This window comes from Pseudoxanthomonas wuyuanensis (genome assembly GCF_900215535.1).
Classification (GTDB): Bacteria; Pseudomonadota; Gammaproteobacteria; order Xanthomonadales; family Xanthomonadaceae; genus Pseudoxanthomonas_A; species Pseudoxanthomonas_A wuyuanensis.
The window spans coordinates 17,375-30,315 of sequence record NZ_OCND01000005.1 but is presented as its reverse complement, the minus strand read 5'-3'; the positions used below and the strand labels follow the sequence as shown (position 1 = coordinate 30,315).

Here is a 12,941-nt window from a genome sequence, read left to right as displayed (position 1 = left end):
GAGTGAAAGCCCTCCCTACGCTGGCATGATCTCAGCACCAGTCAATGGGTGCTTTGCATGAAGCGATTCGTAGATGGAGCCGATCGTTCTCAGGAACTTCTGCTCCCTGACCGGCTGGAGGACTACGTCCACGAAGACCATCCGGTGCGGGTGGTCGACGCCTTCGTCGAAGCCCTTGATCTAAGTGAGCTAGGCTTCGAGGCCGCCAATCGCGCGGCGGGTGGGAGGCCTGCTTATCACGCAGCCGCCCTACTCAAGATTTACATCTACGGCTACCTCAATCGCATCCCCTCCAGCCGACGCCTGGAGCGGGAAGTGCAACGGAATCTCGAGCTGATCTGGCTGACCGGGCGACTGGCGCCTGACTTCAAGACCATTGCCGACTTCCGCAAGGACAACGGTGGGGCGATCACGGCGGTGTGCAGCCGCTTCGTTGCGCTGTGCCGGACGATGAAGGTCTTCTCGCATGCGGTCGTGGCCATCGATGGCAGCAAGCTCAAGGCGATTAGGGATGTTTATCGGGGGTAGGGAAGGAACGCTTCCGACCCGATAGCTGCCATCATCCTTTTTCCTAGCGCTAGAGCGATCCGATACTTCGCAAGGCCATCTGCATGAACTTGCCCGACACCGACTTGCTGGCGGATATGCCTGAGTTGTTCGAAGAAGAGAAGCATCAAGCCACATTGGAGGCACTTGCTGACGTAGATGCTGGCCGGGCGATCACTCATGAAGAGGTGGTGGCGAGGGCGCAGTCCCTGTTTGGCCGACAGAAAAGCACAAAGTGAATTCGCTTCTGACCTGAAGCGGACCTCAGGCCGCATGACGCAGATTTCGGCCAGAAGCGGACACGACCTATTCTCATGCATGCGCAAAAGTATGTTCTGCTTGAAACAGCGTCAGCACGGCTTGGATGACTAGATGTGGAAGTGTTACGCAGAGGAGGAGGCCTCCTCTGCGTACGGGCTGTCATCACGACAGTCTGGCCGCCAAGGGTGAGGGCGGCATCAACTGGCTCGGGGAATGCCAGTGAACTGGGGAGTCACGCGCCAAGGAAGCAACAGCCCGCTCGGCGTAGTCAGGCCAGTTTGGGATAATCGGTGTATCCCTCTTCGCCTTGGCTGTAGTAGGTCTCCATGCGATCATCATTCAACTTCGAGTTGTTTCGCAATCGATCCACCAAGTCAGGATTGGCGAGGAAAGGACGCCCAAAGCTGATAGCGTCTGCAATGCCGTCCGAAAGATCGGCCTGAGAGCGCTTCAGGTCGTAGTCGCTGTTGAGAATCAGGGGTCCCTTGAAGTGTTTGCGAAGCACGGGAGACAGACGGGGCACGTCTGTCGAGCCAAACGTGCCATCGGGACCGGGTTCGCGCAGCTCAAGGAACGCGATGCCAATCTCGCCTAGCGCCACTGCCGCGGCGGCGAACAGGGGTTCTGGATTACTGTCGTCCACCCCGTAGCTCTCGCCATTGGGAGACAGGCGAACGGCCGTGCGTTCGGCGCCAACTGCGTTGGCCACTGCGCCAGTGACTTGCTTAAGCAGGCGAATCCGATTGGCGATGCTTCCGCCATACTCGTCCGTCCGAATGTTGCTGCTATCGCGAAGGAACTGATCTATTAATTGGCCGTTGGCTGCATGGATCTGTACGCCGTCGAAGCCTGCGGAAATCGCATTGTTTGCAGCTCGAACGTAGTCTTGGACCAGGGTCGGTATTTCGTCCAGATCGAGCGGCCTGGCTGTCTCGAATGGCTTCTTTCCGGCATAGGTGTGCGCATCACCTAGCATTGTTGTTGCACTGGAAGACACCGGGTGAATTCCTGTTACGGCAGAGTGTGCCATGCGCCCCATGTGCCAAAGCTGAGCGACGATGCGCCCACCTTTGGAATGTACGGCACGTGTGACGGGTTTCCATGCATCCATCTGCTCCTCAGACCAGAGGCCGGGCGCGTACGGCCAACCAACAGCGTGTTGGGATATGCCCGTAGCTTCACCGATAATCAGGCCCGCGGAAGCGCGCTGAGCATAGTATTCGGCCATGATCGGAGTCGGAACGTGCTCTCTGGTCGAACGCGCACGCGTCAGCGGCGCCATGATGACGCGGTTCTTGGCGTGCAGCGCGCCTAGAGAAATGGGGTCAAAGAGTGTTGGCATGGTGTTCCTCTGGGCTGGCGTGCGCGTGGTACTTCCGGCGAGATTGCCGCGGTGTTTACTGGCCTGGTGATTGTTTGGCAATGCTTCTCTGTTTCAGGCGCGGGGTGTGTGGAGGATTCTGATCTCCACATTTGCGCGCAAATAGTCCTGATATCGACTAACTCTCTTGCCGCAGCTGGAAGAATTCAGGCACGGGGTCGGGTTGCGTAGAACCCATCCGTCACGTCGACAGAAGGAACCCCGTGCCTGCGGGCCCTGCGGGCGCTAACATCCCTGTCCCGCGCGAAGGACAACCGTTATCGTCCGCACTATTGCGCGCTGCGCAATTCAATGTTTCCTGTGCCTGCATTCCTTTGACAACGGCAGCGCTTGACCATGCGCTTGAACAGAAACCACTGCGATCCTATCTATCTCGACACGCACGCCACTACACGCACAGGTATCCGGTCGCCATGTATTTCCTATACAAAGAACACCAGATCCATTTCACCGACGATGGACAGGGCGATGCGCTCGTCTTCCTGCATGGGCTGGGTGGCAACGCTCGCAACTGGACCTATCAGCGTCAGTACTTCTTCTCTCGCCGGCGAATGATCTGCCTTGACCTTCCGGGTCACGGCAAGTCGGAGGGCAAGAGCATCGGATTCTCGGAGTTCGTGGACGTGGTCATCGCCCTGATCGATCACCTGGGCATCGACAAGGTGGCTATCTGCGGCCTGTCCAAAGGTGCCCGTGCCGGGCTCGGCGTGGCGGCACGCGCGAAGGATCGGGTCAGTGGCCTGATCGTGGTGAACACATGCCTGTACCTAAGCCCGTCGGATCAAGCCGCCCGAACGATGCTATACGACGAGCTCCTGCTAGGGCCGGCCGGCGTGCAGTCATGGGCCAGGCAGTTGCTTGCCCAGATGGCCATCGCCGAAGGCACGACCATCTACCACGGCTTCCTGCGTTCGCTGGATAGCTTGGATCGCCCATACATCCGGACGTTGTTTCAGCAGATCCAGGACTACGACCAGCGCTCAGAGGTCGCCACGATCACGAGCCCCACGTTGCTCATCCACGGCGCCAAGGATCAGATCGTGCCTTCCTACTGCCACGGCGAGCTACAGCAACTGATTCCGCATGCCTTGCACCAGGTCTTTGAGCAGTGCGGTCACCTGCCGTACCTGGAGGCCCCGGAGCGCTTCAATGAAGCCGTCGATTCGTTCCTTCGCGACCAAGCATCGCCTGCAACGTAGGGAACCGCCACCGGGCTTCAGACCTGTAAGGTCAAGGTTCCCAAGGAAGAGGCCCATGAGACGCAGGGGCAGAACGCATGCGCCCTCTGTTCTTCCGTCAGGCAGTTGTCCCGGTGGATGGGCTTTCCGCTGGTGTAAGTGGTGATGCAAGCCCCGCACTCCCCGCGCCGGCAATCCGCGGCGACCCAGGCGCCGGCCGCTTCCATCGCATCGAGCAATGTGGTCCCCACCGGTACATCCACCTCGATGTTGGATTCGGACAGGCCCAGCTTGACCGGACCATCGGTCATCGACCAGGCCGGCCCGAAGCTCTCGAAGTGCACCCGCTTTGCCTGCACGCCATGCGCGCCGGCGGCGAGGCGGACGCGGTCGATCAGCGTGGAAGGCCCACACACATAGAAGTGCGCGTCAGCCTGCTGGGCATGGGTTTTCAGCAGCTGGTTGATGTCGATCCGCCTAAAACTGTCGCTCTCTGTGAAGTACAACGTCACGCGATCGCAGTCCTCACCCAGTAACACATCTTGAAAAACCACTTCAGCGCGTGTCTTTGAGGAGTAGTGCAACTCAAAGGATGCACCGGTCTGGCGCAGACGCACGATGATGCTGAGCATGGGCGTGATGCCGATCCCGCCGGCGATAAGGACATAGTGCTTGGCGTCGGGCGCGATGCTGAATTCGCTGATGGGGCTCGATGATTCCAGCAGCGCGCCCACGGCAAGCTTCTCGTGCAGGAACTTCGATCCGCCACGGCCGTTGGGACTCTTCTTGACTGCAATCTCGTAGTAAGCGCCTCCCTGTGGGTCGGAGACCAGCGAGTACTTCCGTTGCGTGGGCTCGTGCCCGATATCAAAGCCTAAAGCCAAGTGCGAGCCCGGCTCAAAGGCGGGCAGCGGCTGGCCGTCCGTCGATTCCAGACGTATCAGACGAACGCTGGGTGTCAGGGCACTGACATGGCTCACACGCAACTGCATGTTTCAAAGACCTTGTGGCAAGAAGGGAGAGGCGTCGACGTACTCGCTGTGCAGCTGCTCGGGCAGCTGCGTCTGGATCCAGGCGCTGGTCTGAAACTGCCAGAAGCGCCCGGTACCGCCGGTCACGCCCTTGGGGTCGGGCTGATCCCAGAGCATTTCAGCACGCCCGGTGAGCTGAAGCATCCTGCGTTGGGCGTAGTCGGGGAACACCAGTCCAGCACTTGGATCAACGAGGACGTTGCCGGCGCTGTTGAACATCCCGTTGCCGTTGTAATCGGGAATCCTGAGCCTGCCATCGGCGAGCACTTCCACAAACCCCGGCGGGCCGCCGCGATGGGTAACGTCGGCGCCGTGGGTTTTATGGACGGTGGCAAGAAAAAAGGTGTCGATGCTGTGGAGGAGCTTGAGATGCTCCGGCTCAAGCATCAGCCCCTGCTTGATACCCGCGGGCATCTGCGTGTCCGAACTGGCGAGCAGATCGATGATACGGCGCTGGATGTAGCGAGGACACACCGGCACCGATTCGGTGATCTGGATGACAAGGCGCTCACTCTCCCGCTGCGCCTGTCCGTTGATCTTGAGTCTCTTGCGGGTCTGCAGCTCCAGCAGCAATAGGCCAATGCGACCATCCTGCTCGATGTTGTCCCAGAGTGGGTCGTGAAGCTGCCTGACCACCTTGTCCAGATGGATTGTCAACGCGCCTGCATCCTCGGAGGGCTCCAGAAAGCCAGGCTCACCGATCAGCACCGATGCCCAGACACGGCCCACCGCATCCACGCTGGCCGCGTAAGCCATCTTCTGCTGGCGAACGAACGGCAGTGCAGGACGAATGATGTGATCGGTCACGTTGGACCCGTTTCGGGCGGCAACGTCAGACTCATGGGCCATCGCCTGCGCCTGAAGTTCACCCTCATGGAAGTTGGCTGTCTTGTGCATGGCAGGACTCCTTGCCGCAGCGGCGGCGCACCGCATATGCTCGGCAAGTAGCCATGAACCAGAAACGGTCTGCGACGCAATTGATTATTTCCGCACCAGCAATACCGGGGCGGCAGGTTTTGCTAGGCTGATCGAACCAGAAAGGGTGCCGCTCATGGATCATGTCCGCCTGATGCAGGTCTTTGTCGCCGTGGTCGAGGCCCAGGGCTTTGCGCCGGCGGCCAGAAAGCTCGATCTCTCCCCGGCCAGCGTGACGCGTGCGGTGGTCAGTTTGGAGGAGGCACTAGGCGTGACGTTGTTGGTACGTACGACCCGCAGCATGCGGCTGACGGAGGCTGGTAGCCGCTACTTCGAGGAGTCGCGCTCGATCCTTCAGCAGATCGAGGATCTCAATGCCACGGTCGCTGATGCCAATGCCACGCCGAAGGGGTCCATTACGGTCACGGCCCCCGTGCTGTTCGGCAGGATCGCCGTCATGCCCATCATCGTGTCCTTCCTGAAGATGCATGCCGAGGTCCAGGTCACGGCTCACTTCTCTGACCGCAACCTCAATCTGATCGATGAAAATATCGACGTCGCTGTGCGCATTGGCCAGCTTCCCGACTCGGGAATGAGGTCCAGGCAAGTAGGTCACGTCCGGCACGTTCTGTGTGCCTCACCTGAGTATCTGTCTTCACGGGGAACGCCCGCGCATCCTGCCGAGCTAACAGTGCATGATGTCGTCGTGGCGGCCGCGATGTCCCCTCGTCTGGATTGGCGATTTGGTCCATCGCAGCAACCCATCCAGGTCAAGGTGCGCCCACGTATCGTTGTATCCAGCAACGATGCCGCAATAGTCGCGGTCTCCTCCGGGTTTGGCATGGCGAGACTGCTTTCGTATCAGATCGCTGACGAGGTAGCCGCAGGGCGCCTGAAGATCATCCTTGAGGATTTCGAGGAGCCGCCCCTTCCGGTCCACATCCTGCATCGGGAATCCATCAACGGCTCCGCCCGCGTGCGGGCTTTCATCGATCACCTGGCGGAGGCATTGCGTCGCCTGCCGCTGATCCTGGACTGATTGCACAAGACGGACGCAAGACTTAATTGCAGCTGGGCTGATTTCTGACACCACGCCCGATCCCTATCGTTGGCCTCGTCGCCGCTAGTCCGGCAGACGTCCCCAATAAACGCTAAGGATGTTCCATGAAAGCTGCAATTGTTGTGCTGTCTGATCCCAATGCCGGCGAAGAGGCCCTGGGCCGCGCGTTCAATGCACTGGCCGCCGCCTATGACTTCAAGGCCAAGGGCAATGAGGTTCGCATCTACTTCCACGGCACCGGTACGCGCTGGCCTGAAGTGCTCTCCAGCGTCAATCACCCCATCAACGTCCTGTTCGAGGCCGTCAGGGCCAGTGTCGTGGGCGTGTCCTCTGGCTGCGCAGATGTTTTTGGTGCCAAGGATGGCGCTGAGAATTCGGGCTTCAAGCTGGTGCAGGAGAACATGGTCCCCGGCACCTCGGGTCTGCCTAGCGTGGCGGACATCGCTGCTGACGGTTTCACGGTGCTGACGTTCTAAGTCCAGCCCGGGTGGCGATGCGTTCGCGTGTCGCCATACCGCTATGCGCTGGCCAATGTGTCTTGCCTTGCCAGCGCTTCCTTCTGACAAGGACCCAGAGCTTACCTGCTAGGTTCCTGGGCGTGTGAGTGCCATGAGTGAATTCGACTACGACCTGTTTGTGATTGGTGGCGGTTCTGGTGGCGTCAGGGTTGCGCACCTGGCCGCCTCCCTGGGCAAGCGCGTGGCCATTGCCGAGGAGTATCGGTTCGGTGGTACGTGCGTCATTCGGGGTTGTGTTCCCAAGAAGCTGTTCGTCTACGCCTCCCAGTACCGGGAGCACTTTGACGACGCGGCCGGCTTCGGGTGGGATGTGGGACCGGCGACGATGGACTGGCCCCGACTGATCGTGGCCAAGGATGCCGAGGTCGCCCGGCTTGAGCGCCTCTACCGTGGCGGATTGGAGAGCAGCGGTGCCGAGCTGCTGCAGACGCGGGCCGAGTTGTTGGGCACGCACACGATTCGACTGATGAGCAGCGGCAAGACCGTTACCGCCGAGCGAATCCTCATTGCCACCGGCGCTGCTCCCAATGCCCACGTAGCGCTGCCGGGCCATGAGCTGTGCATCACGTCCAATGAAGCCTTCGACCTGCCGGCACTGCCCGGATCGATCCTGATTCTTGGCGGCGGCTACATCGCCCTGGAGTTTGCCAACATCTTCCACGGGTTGGGTGTGGAGGTCACCGTGGTCTACCGCGGCAAGGAAATCCTGTCGCGTTTCGACCACGATCTTCGTGCCGGCCTGTACCAGGCCATGTCCGACAAGGGGATCAAGATCCTGGTGACCGACGTCGTGGAGCAGGTGTCAAAAGCCGAGGGTGGCGGACTGATTGCCCAGACCATGACCGGTCAGGCGCTGAGCGCCGATGTGATCATGCTGGCGCTCGGCCGTGAGCCGAATACCCATGGGCTGGGACTGGATGCCGCCGGCGTCCAGACCGACGAGCGCGGCGCGATCATGGTCGATGCCTACTCGCAAACCAACATCCCCAGCATCTATGCGCTGGGCGATGTCACCGACCGGGCGCAGCTGACGCCGGTGGCCATTCATGAGGCCATGTGTTTCATCGAAACCGTCTACAAGGACAACCCCACCTCACCGGATCACGAGCTGATCCCCACCGCTGTCTTTTCTCAACCGGAGATCGGCACCATCGGCCTGTCTGAGGAGGCCGCTGCCGAGCGCTACGAGGAGATCGAGGTCTACCGCGCCCAGTTCCGGCCCATGAAGGCCACCCTCTCCGGGCGTGCAGAGAAGACGATCATGAAGCTGGTGGTCGATGCTGCGACCCGTAAGGTCGTTGGCGCCCACATCCTGGGGCACGACGCCGGCGAGATGGCCCAGTTGCTGGGCATTCCGTTGAAGGCCGGTGCGACCAAGGAAGACTTCGATCGCACGATGGCCGTGCATCCCACTGCGGCCGAAGAGCTGGTCACCATGTACAAGCCCACCTACCGCATCAGGAACGGCGAGCGAATCTGAGCGGCCTACGCCACGCGCGTGCATCTGGTCTGCATCGAGAGCCCTCAATGAACAAGCTGCAAGCCATGGAAGTCTTCGTCCAGGTCGTGGACGCCGGCGGCTTCACCCGCGCCGCGGAGAACATGAAACTGCCCAAGGCCACGGTCTCGACCCTGATTCAATCATTGGAGACCGCACTTGCGGTTAAGCTGCTCAACCGCACGACACGCCGTGTGAGTGTCACCGCCGATGGGGCGGCCTACTACGAACGATGCCTGCAGATCCTCTCGGATGTGCGGGACGCGGAAGACTCTGTATTTCGCAACCGCCAAAGTCCCTCCGGCAGGCTGCGCGTGGATGCACCTACCGGCCTTGCCAGCGAGGTCGTCATCCCGGCGCTTCCCGAATTCTTCAAGCTCTATCCCGACATCCGACTGGAGTTGGGCTGCAGCGATCGCCAGGTCGATCTTGTCGAGGAGGGCGTGGACTGCGCGATCCGCGGGGGACGTCGTCTGACCGATTCCAGGCTCGTCGCCAAGCGCGTGGGCACGATGCACTACGTGACCTGCGCCTCACCGGCCTATCTGGAACGCCGCGGTTTTCCCCAACATCCCAATGACCTGGCGGAGCACCACTGCGTGAACTACTTCTCTGCGCGGACCGGTCGGATGTTCGACTGGTACTTCGAGCGCGACGGTCAACGGGTTCAGGTTGCCCTGTCCAGTCACATCGCCGTGAGCGATAGCTATGCCTACACGGCGGCAGGTCTGGCCGGACTGGGCGTGGTCCAGATGGCTGATTTTCTGATGGCGCCGATGATCGAGGACGGCCGTTTCGTTCGCATCCTGGAGGGCTGGACCAATGAGCCCTTGCCCATCCATGTGGTCTATCCGGAGAACCGGCATCTGTCGGCCAAGGTCCGGGTATTCGTGGACTGGGTCACCGGCCTGTTCGCCCACCATCCCACGATGCACTGAGGTCACGTGTGCGTTGATCGCCGAGGCGACGTTGGCGATGTGTTTACCGCAACGTCTCGCAAAGCATGGGCTGGCCGCCCACCCGGCGACCAGCCCACACCACCACAAATTTCAGACCTTGGGCAACTGCTTGTAGGTGTCGATCACGCGGGCCGAATAGGTCAGCGCGGCGCTGGCGTTGAGCGCGATGGCCACGCCCAGGGCTTCGGAGATCTCCTCCAGCGTGGCGCCGGCGTCGACAGCCTTCTGGGTGTGCACGGAGATGCAGCCATCGCAGCGCGTGGTCACGCCCACGGCAAGGGCGATCAGCTCGTGCACCTTGGCATCCAGGTGGCCGGACTTGCTCGACGCGTTGTCCATCAGTGCCATACCGTGCATCGTGTCCGGGCTCAGCTTTGCGTAGTCGCCCACGCGCTCAATCAGGGCGGCGCGGTAGGCATTCCAGTCTTGCATCATGATCGGTGGTCCTTCTTGTTCTTCGGGGTGTCGCCGGGCAGTGCGTCCCGATGACAAGGTTCAGGGGTGACGGCTCAGCCGGCGGCCAGGCCTTCGGCTTCCAGCGAGGCGCGAACGCTGGGACGGGTCTCCATGCGCGCCATGAACTTCTGGATGTGCTCATAGCCGGAGATGTCCAGGTTCACGCGCGGCGCCCAGGAGAGCACGTTGTAGAGGTAGGCATCGGCGATGGAGAACCGATTGCCCAGGACGTAATCCCTGCCGGTCAGCTTCTCGTCGATGTACTCGAACTTGTTGATCAGATTGACCTGGGCAAACTTCTGCTTGGTCGTGCCATCGATGACCGAGGAGAACATCACGGCCATGTTCTTGTGCAGGTCGCTGGCCACGAAGTTCAGCCACTCCAGCGCCGTGTAGCGCTCGCGGGTGCCGAACTCGGGCAGCAGGCCGTAGCGCGCGTTCTGGTCGGCGATCCACTGCAGGATGACCGCGCCTTCGGTCAGGATGTCGCCGTCATCGAGCTTGAGCGCCGGCACGAAACCCTTGGGCGTGACCTTGTAGTAGTCGCCCTCGATGGTCTGCTTGGTCTTGAAGTCGACTTTGATCAGCTCGAAGACCTGGCCAACTTCGCGCAGGGCGATCTGGGAGGCCAGTCCACAGGAGCCGGGGGAGTAATACAGTTTCATGATTACCTCGGTGGTGGGTGAAAAAGAGAGTCCCGTTCTTGCCGGAGCAGTGTCTTCGGCACGAACAGCTCCGCTGCCTGACCCGAAGGCCAGACATAGGCATACAAAAAGAACGTGGACCGACTACTTGGTCAGGGTGTCGAAGTCTTTGGCGTCATGCCGTTCGAGCAGGAATTCGCCAGGGGCACCGTTGGTGCGGTTGACGCGCCTGCCGCGCTCCACGGCCGGGCGCGCTCCGATGGCCTTGTACCAGCGCATCAGGTTTGTGTACTCCTGCACGGCCAGGAACTCGTGGGTACCGTAGACCCCGAACAGGCTGCCCGGCTGCCACGGCCAGACGGCCATGTCGGCAATGGTGTACTCATCGCCGGCGAGGAACTCATTGGTGGCCAGGTGCGTGTCCAGTACGTGGAGCTGGCGTTTGACCTCCATGGCGTACCGGTCGATCGCGTATTCGATCTTCAGCGGCGCATAGGCAAAGAAGTGGCCCAGTCCGCCGCCCACGAAGGGCGCGGTTCCCATCTGCCACATCAGCCAGTTCAAGGTCTTGGTCCTGGCGCGACACTCGGTCGGCAGGAACGCGCCGAAGCGCTCGGCCAGGTAGACCAGGATCGATCCGCTCTCGAACACGCTGATGGCCGGGTCGGTGGATCGGTCCACCAGGGCCGGGATCTTGGAGTTGGGATTGATCTCCACAAATCCGCTGCCGAACTGCTCGCCCTTGAAGATGTCGATCAGCCAAGCGTCGTACTCGGCGTCGGTTTGGCCGGCCGCCAGCAGCTCTTCGAGCAGGATCGTGATTTTCTGTCCGTTCGGTGTGCCCTGCGAGTACAGCTGCAGCGGATGCTTGCCGACGGGGAGCTCACGCTCGAATCGCGCACCGGAAGTGGGGCTGTTGATGCTGGCGAACTGGCCGCCATAGCTGGTTTTCGGGCTCCAGACTTTTGGCGGCACATAGCCTGCCGGCTGGTTCTCAAGGGTCGTGTCTGTCATGGTCGTCTCCATCTGGCCGGACAATCCGGCGTACTGGGAAGAAGAGGCGGTAGCGATATCGAGCGTGAGCTACCAACGGATAGGCGCAGCTGAGCGTCGTGCTCATTGCCCATGCCGGTGTGATCAGCATGGGTCGTCTACGGCGGTACTTGACGTGAAATGAGTCTACTCAGCGACCCGACGGGCATATACAAGAGTCGAGCGAATTTACTGTTCACACTTTTGAATAATCGATTTTCGGTTCAGGAGCCTGGTAGTTACCTGCTGGTGGGGATGACGAAGCTGGGCCAGCCACGCATGTGCGTGATGAATCGCTCGCTCAAGCCGCCCGATCGCAGGTACTGCGCCGGCACCGGCGTTGCGACGCTCTCGTAGAACGGATTGGCTTTGACCTGCAGCGGGAAATCGCGCTGGAGAATGCCCGCGCGAGCGATCAGCACGAAGTCGCAGCCTTGATCCAGCAGCTCCGCACAGCGCTGTGCGGTCATGATCTTGCCGGCCACGCCCACGCGCACGCCCCTGCGGGGAATGCTGGTAAAGACCTTGAGCATGGATTGCCCTCTGTACTGGCCGTCCTGAACGATCTGCGCCGAGTCCCACAGCGCCAGGTCCAGGTAGTCGATCAGTTCGCGATCCAGAATGAAGGCGGTGATCTCGCGCAGTTCTTCAAGCCGCAGGCCATATCGCTCCACCGACAGACGCCAGCCGATCTGGAAATCCGGACCGCACGCGCGGCGAATGCCCTGCATCACCTCGATCGTCAGGCGGGCGCGGTTCTCCACGCTGCCGCCGTACTTGTCGGTGCGATCATTGAGGAAGGGCGACATGAACTCGGACAGGATCCACCCGAAGGCACCATGGATAGTGATGCCATCAAAGCCGGCCTTCTCGGCGCGCTTGGCGGCGGCGATGAAGCTGTCGCGAATGCGCTCGACCTCTTCGGTCGTCAGCGCCTTGAAGCCCGGCAGCGTGTGGCTGGAGGCAGGAGAAGGAATGCCGCCCAGTTCAGGCCGGGCGCGATGACCGGCATGATGCAACTGCACCGCCGACAGGCCGCCACCGGCGCGGATGGAGGAGGCCATCTCGGTCAAGCCATCCAGATGCTCATCGCGATGAATGCCCAGTTGCCGGGCAAAGGCGATGCCGCCAGCCTCCACGGTCGTGGCGCAGGTGGTGATCAGGCCGTAGCCGCCTTGGGCCACCTGGCGAATCCAGTCCTGATCGAACTCGGAGGCAAAGCCGTCAAGCTCGCTCTGCTGGTTAGTCAGCGGCGCCAGCATGAAGCGGTTCCTCATGGCCGGTCCGTGCAGCAGGGCCAGGGGTTTGAAGAGGTCATCTACAGACATGGGAGTACTCCAGGGTGCAACGCTGTTGATAGGTGCCCGCCGTGCGAGCGCTCGGCAGCGCCGAGGCCGCAGGCGTGAGCAGTGAGGGCAGCAGGCTGAGAGGAGCGCTCCGTGCAGAGCGCCCTTGGCTCGTA

Annotated in this window: 13 protein-coding genes and 1 pseudogene; 7 read left to right on the top strand and 7 right to left on the bottom strand. The window is 61.2% G+C overall.

Annotation, left to right across the window (positions count from 1 at the left end):
- Positions 1-57: 57 nt before the first annotated feature.
- Together CRO39_RS11230 and CRO39_RS20925 are read left to right on the top strand one after the other, a co-directional pair.
- Positions 58-507, top strand: a pseudogene (locus tag CRO39_RS11230) (transposase); the annotation flags it as partial.
- Between the two features lie 104 nt (positions 508-611).
- Positions 612-785, top strand: a complete 174-nt coding sequence (locus CRO39_RS20925; RefSeq protein WP_162125832.1) for a hypothetical protein — start codon at positions 612-614, stop codon at positions 783-785.
- 290 nt (positions 786-1,075) lie between these two features.
- On the opposite strand, the gene CRO39_RS11225 is transcribed toward CRO39_RS20925, so the two are convergent.
- Positions 1,076-2,149 carry an alkene reductase gene (locus tag CRO39_RS11225; RefSeq protein ID WP_097122054.1) on the bottom strand — a complete coding sequence of 358 codons (1,074 nt, stop codon included), beginning with the start codon at positions 2,147-2,149 and terminating at the stop codon, positions 1,076-1,078.
- A gap of 452 nt (positions 2,150-2,601) precedes the next feature.
- Between CRO39_RS11225 and CRO39_RS11220 the strand changes: the two genes are divergently transcribed.
- The gene (locus CRO39_RS11220) at positions 2,602-3,387 is read left to right on the top strand and encodes an alpha/beta fold hydrolase (protein WP_097122053.1); all 786 of its coding nucleotides are present in this window, start codon (positions 2,602-2,604) and stop codon (positions 3,385-3,387) included.
- A 17-nt stretch (positions 3,388-3,404) separates the two neighbouring features.
- Here CRO39_RS11220 and CRO39_RS11215 read toward each other — a convergent pair whose 3' ends face one another.
- On the bottom strand, positions 3,405-4,358 hold the full coding sequence (locus tag CRO39_RS11215; protein ID WP_097122052.1) for a PDR/VanB family oxidoreductase: 954 nt from the start codon (positions 4,356-4,358) through the stop codon (positions 3,405-3,407).
- Between the two features lie 3 nt (positions 4,359-4,361).
- Positions 4,362-5,294, bottom strand: coding sequence for a pyridoxamine 5'-phosphate oxidase family protein (locus tag CRO39_RS11210; protein WP_162125833.1), 933 nt, complete (start codon positions 5,292-5,294; stop codon positions 4,362-4,364).
- Between CRO39_RS11210 and CRO39_RS11205 the strand changes: the two genes are divergently transcribed.
- The 4 genes from CRO39_RS11205 (at position 5,293) to CRO39_RS11190 (ending at position 9,326) form a co-directional block, all read left to right on the top strand.
- Positions 5,293-6,351, top strand: coding sequence for a LysR family transcriptional regulator (locus tag CRO39_RS11205; protein ID WP_202926317.1), 1,059 nt, complete (start codon positions 5,293-5,295; stop codon positions 6,349-6,351). The genes CRO39_RS11210 and CRO39_RS11205 overlap by 2 nt on opposite strands.
- A 125-nt stretch (positions 6,352-6,476) precedes the next feature.
- Positions 6,477-6,848 (top strand): DsrE family protein, encoded by a 372-nt coding sequence (locus tag CRO39_RS11200; protein ID WP_097122049.1) that lies wholly within the window; start codon positions 6,477-6,479, stop codon positions 6,846-6,848.
- A 133-nt stretch (positions 6,849-6,981) separates the two neighbouring features.
- A complete protein-coding gene (gor, locus tag CRO39_RS11195) occupies positions 6,982-8,370 on the top strand; it encodes a glutathione-disulfide reductase (protein ID WP_097122048.1) in 1,389 nt (462 codons plus the stop codon).
- A gap of 47 nt (positions 8,371-8,417) precedes the next feature.
- Complete coding sequence (locus CRO39_RS11190) at positions 8,418-9,326, top strand: LysR family transcriptional regulator (RefSeq protein ID WP_097122047.1); 909 nt, start codon at positions 8,418-8,420, stop codon at positions 9,324-9,326.
- 111 nt (positions 9,327-9,437) lie between these two features.
- On the opposite strand, the gene CRO39_RS11185 is transcribed toward CRO39_RS11190, so the two are convergent.
- The 4 genes from CRO39_RS11185 to CRO39_RS11170 form a co-directional block, all read right to left on the bottom strand.
- Positions 9,438-9,779 (bottom strand): carboxymuconolactone decarboxylase family protein, encoded by a 342-nt coding sequence (locus tag CRO39_RS11185; protein ID WP_202926319.1) that lies wholly within the window; start codon positions 9,777-9,779, stop codon positions 9,438-9,440.
- Between the two features lie 77 nt (positions 9,780-9,856).
- The gene (gene gstA / locus CRO39_RS11180; protein WP_097122045.1) at positions 9,857-10,468 is read right to left on the bottom strand and encodes a glutathione transferase GstA; all 612 of its coding nucleotides are present in this window, start codon (positions 10,466-10,468) and stop codon (positions 9,857-9,859) included.
- 123 nt (positions 10,469-10,591) lie between these two features.
- Positions 10,592-11,461 (bottom strand): glutathione-dependent disulfide-bond oxidoreductase, encoded by an 870-nt coding sequence (gene yghU / locus CRO39_RS11175; protein WP_097122286.1) that lies wholly within the window; start codon positions 11,459-11,461, stop codon positions 10,592-10,594.
- 257 nt (positions 11,462-11,718) lie between these two features.
- Positions 11,719-12,807: an NADH:flavin oxidoreductase gene (locus CRO39_RS11170; protein ID WP_097122044.1), complete on the bottom strand. Its 1,089-nt coding sequence runs from the start codon at positions 12,805-12,807 to the stop codon at positions 11,719-11,721.
- Positions 12,808-12,941 lie beyond the last annotated feature (134 nt).

What these genes read in the sequence shown, in the direction of transcription:
- CRO39_RS20925 (WP_162125832.1), top strand. Translation starts at nt 612, where the DNA reads ATGAACTTGCCCGACACCGACTTGCTGGCGGATATGCCTGAGTTGTTC.
- CRO39_RS11225 (WP_097122054.1), bottom strand. Translation starts at nt 2,149, where the DNA reads ATGCCAACACTCTTTGACCCCATTTCTCTAGGCGCGCTGCACGCCAAG.
- CRO39_RS11220 (WP_097122053.1), top strand. Translation starts at nt 2,602, where the DNA reads ATGTATTTCCTATACAAAGAACACCAGATCCATTTCACCGACGATGGA.
- CRO39_RS11215 (WP_097122052.1), bottom strand. Translation starts at nt 4,358, where the DNA reads ATGCAGTTGCGTGTGAGCCATGTCAGTGCCCTGACACCCAGCGTTCGT.
- CRO39_RS11205 (WP_202926317.1), top strand. Translation starts at nt 5,293, where the DNA reads ATGGCAGGACTCCTTGCCGCAGCGGCGGCGCACCGCATATGCTCGGCA.
- CRO39_RS11210 (WP_162125833.1), bottom strand. Translation starts at nt 5,294, where the DNA reads ATGCACAAGACAGCCAACTTCCATGAGGGTGAACTTCAGGCGCAGGCG.
- CRO39_RS11200 (WP_097122049.1), top strand. Translation starts at nt 6,477, where the DNA reads ATGAAAGCTGCAATTGTTGTGCTGTCTGATCCCAATGCCGGCGAAGAG.
- gor (WP_097122048.1), top strand. Translation starts at nt 6,982, where the DNA reads ATGAGTGAATTCGACTACGACCTGTTTGTGATTGGTGGCGGTTCTGGT.
- CRO39_RS11190 (WP_097122047.1), top strand. Translation starts at nt 8,418, where the DNA reads ATGAACAAGCTGCAAGCCATGGAAGTCTTCGTCCAGGTCGTGGACGCC.
- CRO39_RS11185 (WP_202926319.1), bottom strand. Translation starts at nt 9,779, where the DNA reads ATGCAAGACTGGAATGCCTACCGCGCCGCCCTGATTGAGCGCGTGGGC.
- gstA (WP_097122045.1), bottom strand. Translation starts at nt 10,468, where the DNA reads ATGAAACTGTATTACTCCCCCGGCTCCTGTGGACTGGCCTCCCAGATC.
- yghU (WP_097122286.1), bottom strand. Translation starts at nt 11,461, where the DNA reads ATGACAGACACGACCCTTGAGAACCAGCCGGCAGGCTATGTGCCGCCA.
- CRO39_RS11170 (WP_097122044.1), bottom strand. Translation starts at nt 12,807, where the DNA reads ATGTCTGTAGATGACCTCTTCAAACCCCTGGCCCTGCTGCACGGACCG.